Genomic DNA, 6,403 nt, shown 5'->3' with positions numbered 1-6,403 from the left:
TGTTGTCGGCGGCGCTGCTATTACTGCGATTTCGCCGTTTCTATAGTTGGAGATAAAGGACGTGGCGATAACTCTGGCACAATTGTGGAATATGTGGAAATGCTGTGTCGAGAAATAGAAATTTCAACAGCATTGGGAAAACCTCTAGAAACAGTTTTTTTTGGTGGCGGTACTCCTTCTTTACTATCTGTAGAACAACTCGCTCACATATTGGCAGTACTGGAAAAACAATTTGGCATTGCTGCCAATGCGGAAATTTCAATGGAAGTTGACCCAGGCACTTTTGATTTGGCAAACTTAAAGGGATATCGAAATACCGGGGTAAATCGGCTCAGTTTGGGAGTGCAAGCTTTTCAGGATGAACTGTTAAAATATGCGGGGAGATCCCACACCGTTACTGATATTTTTGTAGCGATTGAATTAATCGGAAAAGTCGGTTTTCCAGAATTCAGTATAGATTTAATTTCTGGGCTACCTCATCAAACATTAGAACAGTGGCAAAATTCCTTGGAAACGGCAATTAGTATTTTTCCCACACATATCTCTGTTTACGATCTGATCGTTGAGTCGGGGACTGCCTTTGGGCGTCAGTATAAACCAGGTTGCCAGCCTTTGCCTAGCGACGATATGACTGTTCAAATGTACAAGTTAGCTCAAAAAGCGCTGACGAGTGCTGGGTATGGGCATTATGAAATTTCTAATTATGCCCAATCCGGACATCAATGTCGCCACAATCGAGTTTACTGGGAAAATCGCCCTTTTTACGGTTTTGGTATGGGTGCGGCAAGTTATCTAAGCGGACAGCGGTTTACAAGAGGGCGCACAAGACGCGAATATTATGAATGGGTAACATCTGGATGTGCGATCGATTGTCAGCCAGCCTTAACTGGTGATATTCTGTTAGAAACTTTGATGTTAGGCTTACGCTTAGCCGAAGGGTTGAACCTGTCAGCCTTAACTCGCCAGTTTGGTGAAAAAACCTTGGAGGAAATGTGGAAGTGTTTGCAGCCTTACCATCGGCAAGGTTGGGTACAATTTGTCGATATAGATGGCAAAACAGTCGATCTTTACGATCGCCAAGATTTACCCAATTGCGGGCATTTACATTTAACTGACCCGGAAGGATTCTTGTTTTCTAACACTATTCTGGCTGCTTTATTCGAGCGCTTCCAATGAAATAAATAGCTAATTGGCACTGGCTATTTATAAACGATATTTAGGTTGACAGATTTACCGAAAAATATGGGAAAAGCTGAAATTCAGAGATTTAGCATACTTGTGGTGGAAAATCCTGTTATTTGGGCAAGCGATCGTGGGCTATCGGAAAGACGAATGCTTTATCCAATAAACATTTCAGCCAATAAATAAATTGGCGCGATCGGCTTACGCAGTACCAAAGAGTCATCAAAATAAATTGATTTGCAAATAATTAGGAGTGTACATGATTATTACAGGGGAAAAAAAATCTTGGTTTGGAGTAGCTTTAGAATTTCAAAAGTCAGTTATACCAAATATTTTACCTCGCATAACGATCTGCGGTATTTTTGCATTTGTTATTTCTTTATTACCTCACGAACATATTCCGAATTATTGGAAAGAATTGGACATCGTTGTTCCCAGCGTTGTTTTGGGTTTGTTATTAGTGTTCCGAACAAATACAGCTTACGATCGATTCTGGGAAGGTCGTAAATATTGGGCAAGTATAGCAACTACCATTCTCAACATAGGGCGGCAAGTTTGGGTATTGGTTGAAGAAAAAGAACCAATAGATAGAGAAGCAAAAAAAACGATATTGCGCTTATTAGCTGCTTTTGCAATAGCTGCAAAGTTGCATTTGCGCCAACAGGATATAAACAGCGAGTTGGAACCGCTAATGTCAGCCGAAAGATACGAACATCTCAAAATTGTCAATAATAGTGCCTTGCAGATTGCTTATTGGATCGGGGACGATTTACAAAAACTGTTTATGAGGAACTGTCTGGAAAGATCTCAGCTGAATGCAATAAATTTTTTGATGAACGGTATGATAGAATCTGTAATAGGTTGCAATCGTATCCTCACAACACCTCTGCCGCTGGCGTATGGAATTCACCTAAAACAATTGTTGTTAATATATTGTTTGGCCTTACCATTTAAAATGGTTCCCGATTTTGGCTGGTTAACTGCCCCCTCTGTGATTTTGATAAGTTATACATTGTTTGGTATTGAAGAAATAGGAATAGAAATAGAAGATCCGTTCGGTCAGGATTCAAACGATATCCCTTTAGACGATATATGCAACTTAATTCAAAGAGATATGAACGATTTAATGGCGCTTGAACCTAGCGCGAGCAATTTGGAGTATGCCGATGTTAAATAAAAAACTATAAATCTTACTAGATCATATCAACTGCGATGCTACTGGAATTATAGCAGCCGCCTTGGCGATGAAGGCGTTCTTAATTCCTAAAACACCTATAGCCCCTTCTTCCCCTAGACTATAGCCCCTAGCTATCAAATGATTCCCCTTGGCGATAACATTCCCAGTCGCAGCAAGCCGATCGTCAATTACTTGCTCATCGGTTTCAATGTCGCGATTTTCCTTTGGAAATCAAACTGGCGCTTACAGGGGAACTGGCTAATGCTGTCAAAAGTTTCGGTATTATGCCTGTGCGAATTACTACCGCGATCGCAGATATTGCTAGCGGTAACCCAGCCGCAACAGTAGCAGCGGTAGTATTCTCCACGTCCCTGTTATCGGCAATATTTCTGCACGGCAGCTTCAGTCAGATTTTGGCCAACGCGATCTTTCTGTGGGTGTTTGGGCAAAAGGTAGAGGGCTTGCTGGGACATGGCCGATATTTGGCATTTTATTTGATTTGCGGCGTCCTCACCGGTGTTGTACAAATATTGCTTCAGCCCACACTGGCAGTGCCGTTACTTGGGGCTAATGGCGCGATCGCAAGCCGCAATTTTAAACTGGGCAAATAATCGATCCCAATTTTTGCAAAGATTAAGATCGATTTGCCTTGACATACTCTCACCGTCAAGCTGACGCTGTGACGGGAGAATCGGGAAGGATTTTCACCCTTACTGGCTGTGTCAAGCAGACCCTAGACACTCGACTGAAATCAGTTTTGTGCTTACTTTTTCGCAAGATGTTAGCTGCGCCATTACAATCAGCGTCGATCGGATGACCATCCCTTGTCTTGTACAATCCTCGCTTGACCCGCTTGCCGCTAAATTTAGCGGACACGGGGTTATCGGCATTGTAAGCAGGCAGGCGATCGCCATCAAGAAAACTGGCTTTGGAAGTATAACTTTCTTCCTGCTCAACGTAGTTAATTCCCATCCGTTCGCAGAGGCTTTTCAGCTTGTCTTTCAGGGTAAAGATCGGAATCTGGGTAAAGTTTTGATTGTTGCGGGTACCCATATTGACTGCTTGCTTGAGAGTCGAGTTGTATCCCACAACTACCGTCCCGATCTGACGTTGAACACAGAAATTAATAATGTCACGGGCTGTTTTATTCAGGTAATCTTTGACCTGATTCGAGCGGCGATAAGAAAGCCACGCTTCTTGCTTAGTGAGGCAATTGATTTCCTGCTTGTCTTTATGGTGTTTCAGGTGATCCAACCGTTTATTGAACCACTGGTTAATCGATTTGAGCCGTTTCCCGTCAATCAGAAAAGATTCACCAGTAGTGCTGACGACAGCGCAAAGATTATCAAGTCCAAAGTCAATCCAAAAGTGTAAACCTTACTCGGAGGGCGGCGTTTCTTCTCCCGTTAAACAATAGCGGTTGTAATGAGAGGGAAACGCCGCAAATTAGATGGCTGGAAAAGCAGTAGATAACAGCGCCAGAGGCGTTCTCATCCTCATCCTTCCCATCGCGCTGGCAATTGTGATTTTGTTCAAAGCTTGGCCAGTGCTGCTAGCGCTGGTAGCCTTGGGCGGAACTTACAGTGTTTGGCAGCGCTATCAATGGCAAAAATGGAGCCAGCAACTTGACCCGCTCTTTCACGAGCTCATTCAAGAAAACCGAGGGTGCCTTACCCCACTGGACTTGTCAATCAAGGCCAATCTCTCTGGGGCTTCAGCCAAGCAGTATTTAGATTTTAAAGCTGAGGAATTCGGTGCCCAGATTCGAGATATAGAAGATAAGGGCACGGCGTATTTCTTTATTACCGCCAAAACTCTGGGGGGTATATTTGACGACAGCACCCCCAGCCCTCAACTGGAGAACGAATCATTTACCGATGATGTTCGAGAATCTTTGCCACTGCTAGCAGAGTTTCAGAAGGAGCCGACGCCAGTCACTGAGGTGAAGGAAATACCCCAGTCACCACCAATAGAACAGCAGGAGGAACCACCAGCAGCACTGCTCAAACTCCCAGAGGAGACCTCTCCAGCCCCAGCGCCGGAACCACCAGCAGCACTGCTCAAACTCCCAGAGGAGCCCTCTCCAGCCCCAGCGCCGGAACCACCAGCAGCACCGCTCAACCTCCCAGAGGAGCCCGAACTGCCTTACGAGGGCAAATCGACAGAACCGATTCCCAAAAAACACAGAATTCTGCAATCTCTGATCCAATCCGAACTTGCCAGACGACTCGACGTTCATTCCAGCACGGTTTTCAAACGCAGAGACGATCCGGACTTTTCCGAGTGGAGTCGCAGCAGAGATCCGGAAGGAATTGCCTGGGAATACTCAGCAGATACTAGAGAGTTTTATCCGCTGGAGGATAAGTAGTCAAAAGTCAAAAGTCAAAAGTCAAAAGTCAAAAAAATGAAATATTCACTTTTTACTTTTGCCTTTTGCTTTTACTTCATTGCCTAGCCAATCAAAAGCATCCAAAATTGAGTGACAAACAATCTCTCTTTTCCTCCAGATCATTGGCTTACTCTCATCTTGAGGCTAAGTCTCGCTCTACTTGTTGGGGCAATTATCGGTTGGGAACGCCAACAGCGCCACAAACCAGCCGGCTTGAGAACGCATATATTAGTCAGTTTCGGTTCTGCCCTATTTGTTTTGATACCTATCCAACTCAGTACAGCCCAAAACGAAGCTGATTCGATCGCTCGCGTGATTCAGGGAGTTGCTACTGGCATTGGTTTTTTGGGTGGGGGAGAAATCTTACGCAGTTCTCAGCCGGACTCAGGTTTGGCTGAAATTCGCGGACTTACTTCTGCTGCCGCTATTTGGGTGACGGCGGCGCTGGGAATTGCTGCCGGTTGCGGATTGTGGCAGCTGAGCTTAATTGGCGCTGCCTTATCTTGGCTGATTCTGAAAGTTTTGAAGAAATTCGAGCCTCACGTTTAGTTACGAGAGTTTTGCTGCGCCTACTTTTCTGAAGCGGAAACGCTAACTGACTTCCGTCGTTGCCACACTTCTAGACTGAGCATACACGCCAGCAACCATACTACCCCCGCCGCATATCCAGCCACCACATCCGTAGGCCAGTGAACGCCCAGATAAAGACGGCTAAAACCTATAGCACTTATTACAAAAATTGTCAAGCTAAAAATCAATCGCGAATGGGGTTTGAATTGACTGGCGAGCAAATAGCCGATCGCGCCGTAAACTACCAGAGAAATCATGGCGTGTCCGCTGGGGAAGCTGTAGGAGGTGACATCCAGGATGCGTTCCCACAAAGCCGGTCTGGTACGAGCAAATAAGTCTTTGAGCAAATAATTTAAACCGATCGCACCGAAACCTGCGATCGCCAGCATTGTTGTTTGGGCTGTGCGATTGAGAATCAGCAGCGCCACAATCGCTAAAATACATAACATAAGCAACACTTCCGGCTCGCCCAGAAACGTGATGCCCAGCATAATTCGATCTAGCAGGGGCGTATGCAGCTCCCTGATAGTCAGCAAAATCGATGTGTCTAATTTGTCCGTTTCCTTCTCCAAAACTTCGTCTGCGATCTCCGCAAATCCCCACAGCGACAAAGCCGCCACCATCAGCCCTCCAATCGGTATGGTGGAGATGAGTGGCAGCAGCTTGGGAGTTACGTGCTGCCGCCAAGCTGGGATGATTCGCTTTGCCAGGTCGCGCAGGAAGTTAATCGGCATGATTAAATCGGATTTTTTAGGTTTAAGATAACTTTTCCCAGGCTTGGGCAACAACATCGCTCAGCCAACGCCGTTGCGACAGATCCAGAAGCCTGTCATCCGCCAGCACTTCGGCAGTTAACTCGTCTAAGGATTTGCCTTGGGAGCGGGAAATCATAATCACACCCGCGATCGCCGCCGCAACAATTTCTTCATCTACAGGTTTTTGCTTTAAAGCCACCACTTCTTGAGGGCTGGCTGGAATGGCATAATTCATGGCGAATTTACAGAGGTATATACTAGCTTCAGAAAAATGAGAAAATTGTAAAGTTTTTTAAGACATTGTTGAGTATCCGGAAGTTTAGATCGGAA

8 protein-coding genes are annotated in these 6,403 nt (G+C 45.3%); 5 read left to right on the top strand and 3 right to left on the bottom strand.

The window, feature by feature from the left end; translation table 11 throughout:
- The 3 genes from hemW to H6S82_RS13980 all read left to right on the top strand — a co-directional run.
- The coding region (hemW, locus tag H6S82_RS13990; protein ID WP_191056327.1) for a radical SAM family heme chaperone HemW at positions 1 to 1,176 on the top strand (1,176 nt) is incomplete at its 5' end.
- Positions 1,177 to 1,441: 265 nt separating this feature from the next.
- Positions 1,442 to 2,359, top strand: coding sequence for a bestrophin family ion channel (locus H6S82_RS13985; RefSeq protein WP_199315116.1), 918 nt, complete (start codon positions 1,442 to 1,444; stop codon positions 2,357 to 2,359).
- A 224-nt stretch (positions 2,360 to 2,583) separates the two neighbouring features.
- Positions 2,584 to 2,970 (top strand): rhomboid family intramembrane serine protease, encoded by a 387-nt coding sequence (locus tag H6S82_RS13980; RefSeq protein WP_190462222.1) that lies wholly within the window; start codon positions 2,584 to 2,586, stop codon positions 2,968 to 2,970.
- Positions 2,971 to 3,025: 55 nt separating this feature from the next.
- Here the strand turns inward: H6S82_RS13980 and H6S82_RS13975 are convergent, their stop codons facing one another.
- Positions 3,026 to 3,721 (bottom strand): transposase, encoded by a 696-nt coding sequence (locus H6S82_RS13975; protein ID WP_322111847.1) that lies wholly within the window; start codon positions 3,719 to 3,721, stop codon positions 3,026 to 3,028.
- 88 nt (positions 3,722 to 3,809) lie between these two features.
- Between H6S82_RS13975 and H6S82_RS13970 the strand changes: the two genes are divergently transcribed.
- Positions 3,810 to 4,727, top strand: coding sequence for a hypothetical protein (locus tag H6S82_RS13970; protein WP_191056326.1), 918 nt, complete (start codon positions 3,810 to 3,812; stop codon positions 4,725 to 4,727).
- A 111-nt stretch (positions 4,728 to 4,838) separates the two neighbouring features.
- A complete protein-coding gene (locus tag H6S82_RS13965) occupies positions 4,839 to 5,297 on the top strand; it encodes an MgtC/SapB family protein (protein ID WP_190462218.1) in 459 nt (152 codons plus the stop codon).
- A gap of 20 nt (positions 5,298 to 5,317) precedes the next feature.
- On the opposite strand, the gene H6S82_RS13960 is transcribed toward H6S82_RS13965, so the two are convergent.
- Both H6S82_RS13960 and H6S82_RS13955 read right to left on the bottom strand, forming a co-directional pair.
- Complete coding sequence (locus H6S82_RS13960) at positions 5,318 to 6,052, bottom strand: phosphatase PAP2 family protein (protein ID WP_190462215.1); 735 nt, start codon at positions 6,050 to 6,052, stop codon at positions 5,318 to 5,320.
- A 22-nt stretch (positions 6,053 to 6,074) separates the two neighbouring features.
- Positions 6,075 to 6,308, bottom strand: coding sequence for a hypothetical protein (locus tag H6S82_RS13955; RefSeq protein WP_190462213.1), 234 nt, complete (start codon positions 6,306 to 6,308; stop codon positions 6,075 to 6,077).
- Positions 6,309 to 6,403: the final 95 nt, after the last annotated feature.

Source organism: Planktothrix sp. FACHB-1355, assembly GCF_014748295.1.
GTDB classification, from domain to species: domain Bacteria; phylum Cyanobacteriota; class Cyanobacteriia; order Cyanobacteriales; family Aerosakkonemataceae; genus Aerosakkonema; species Aerosakkonema funiforme_A.
This window is presented reverse-complemented; position numbering and strand designations above follow the sequence as displayed.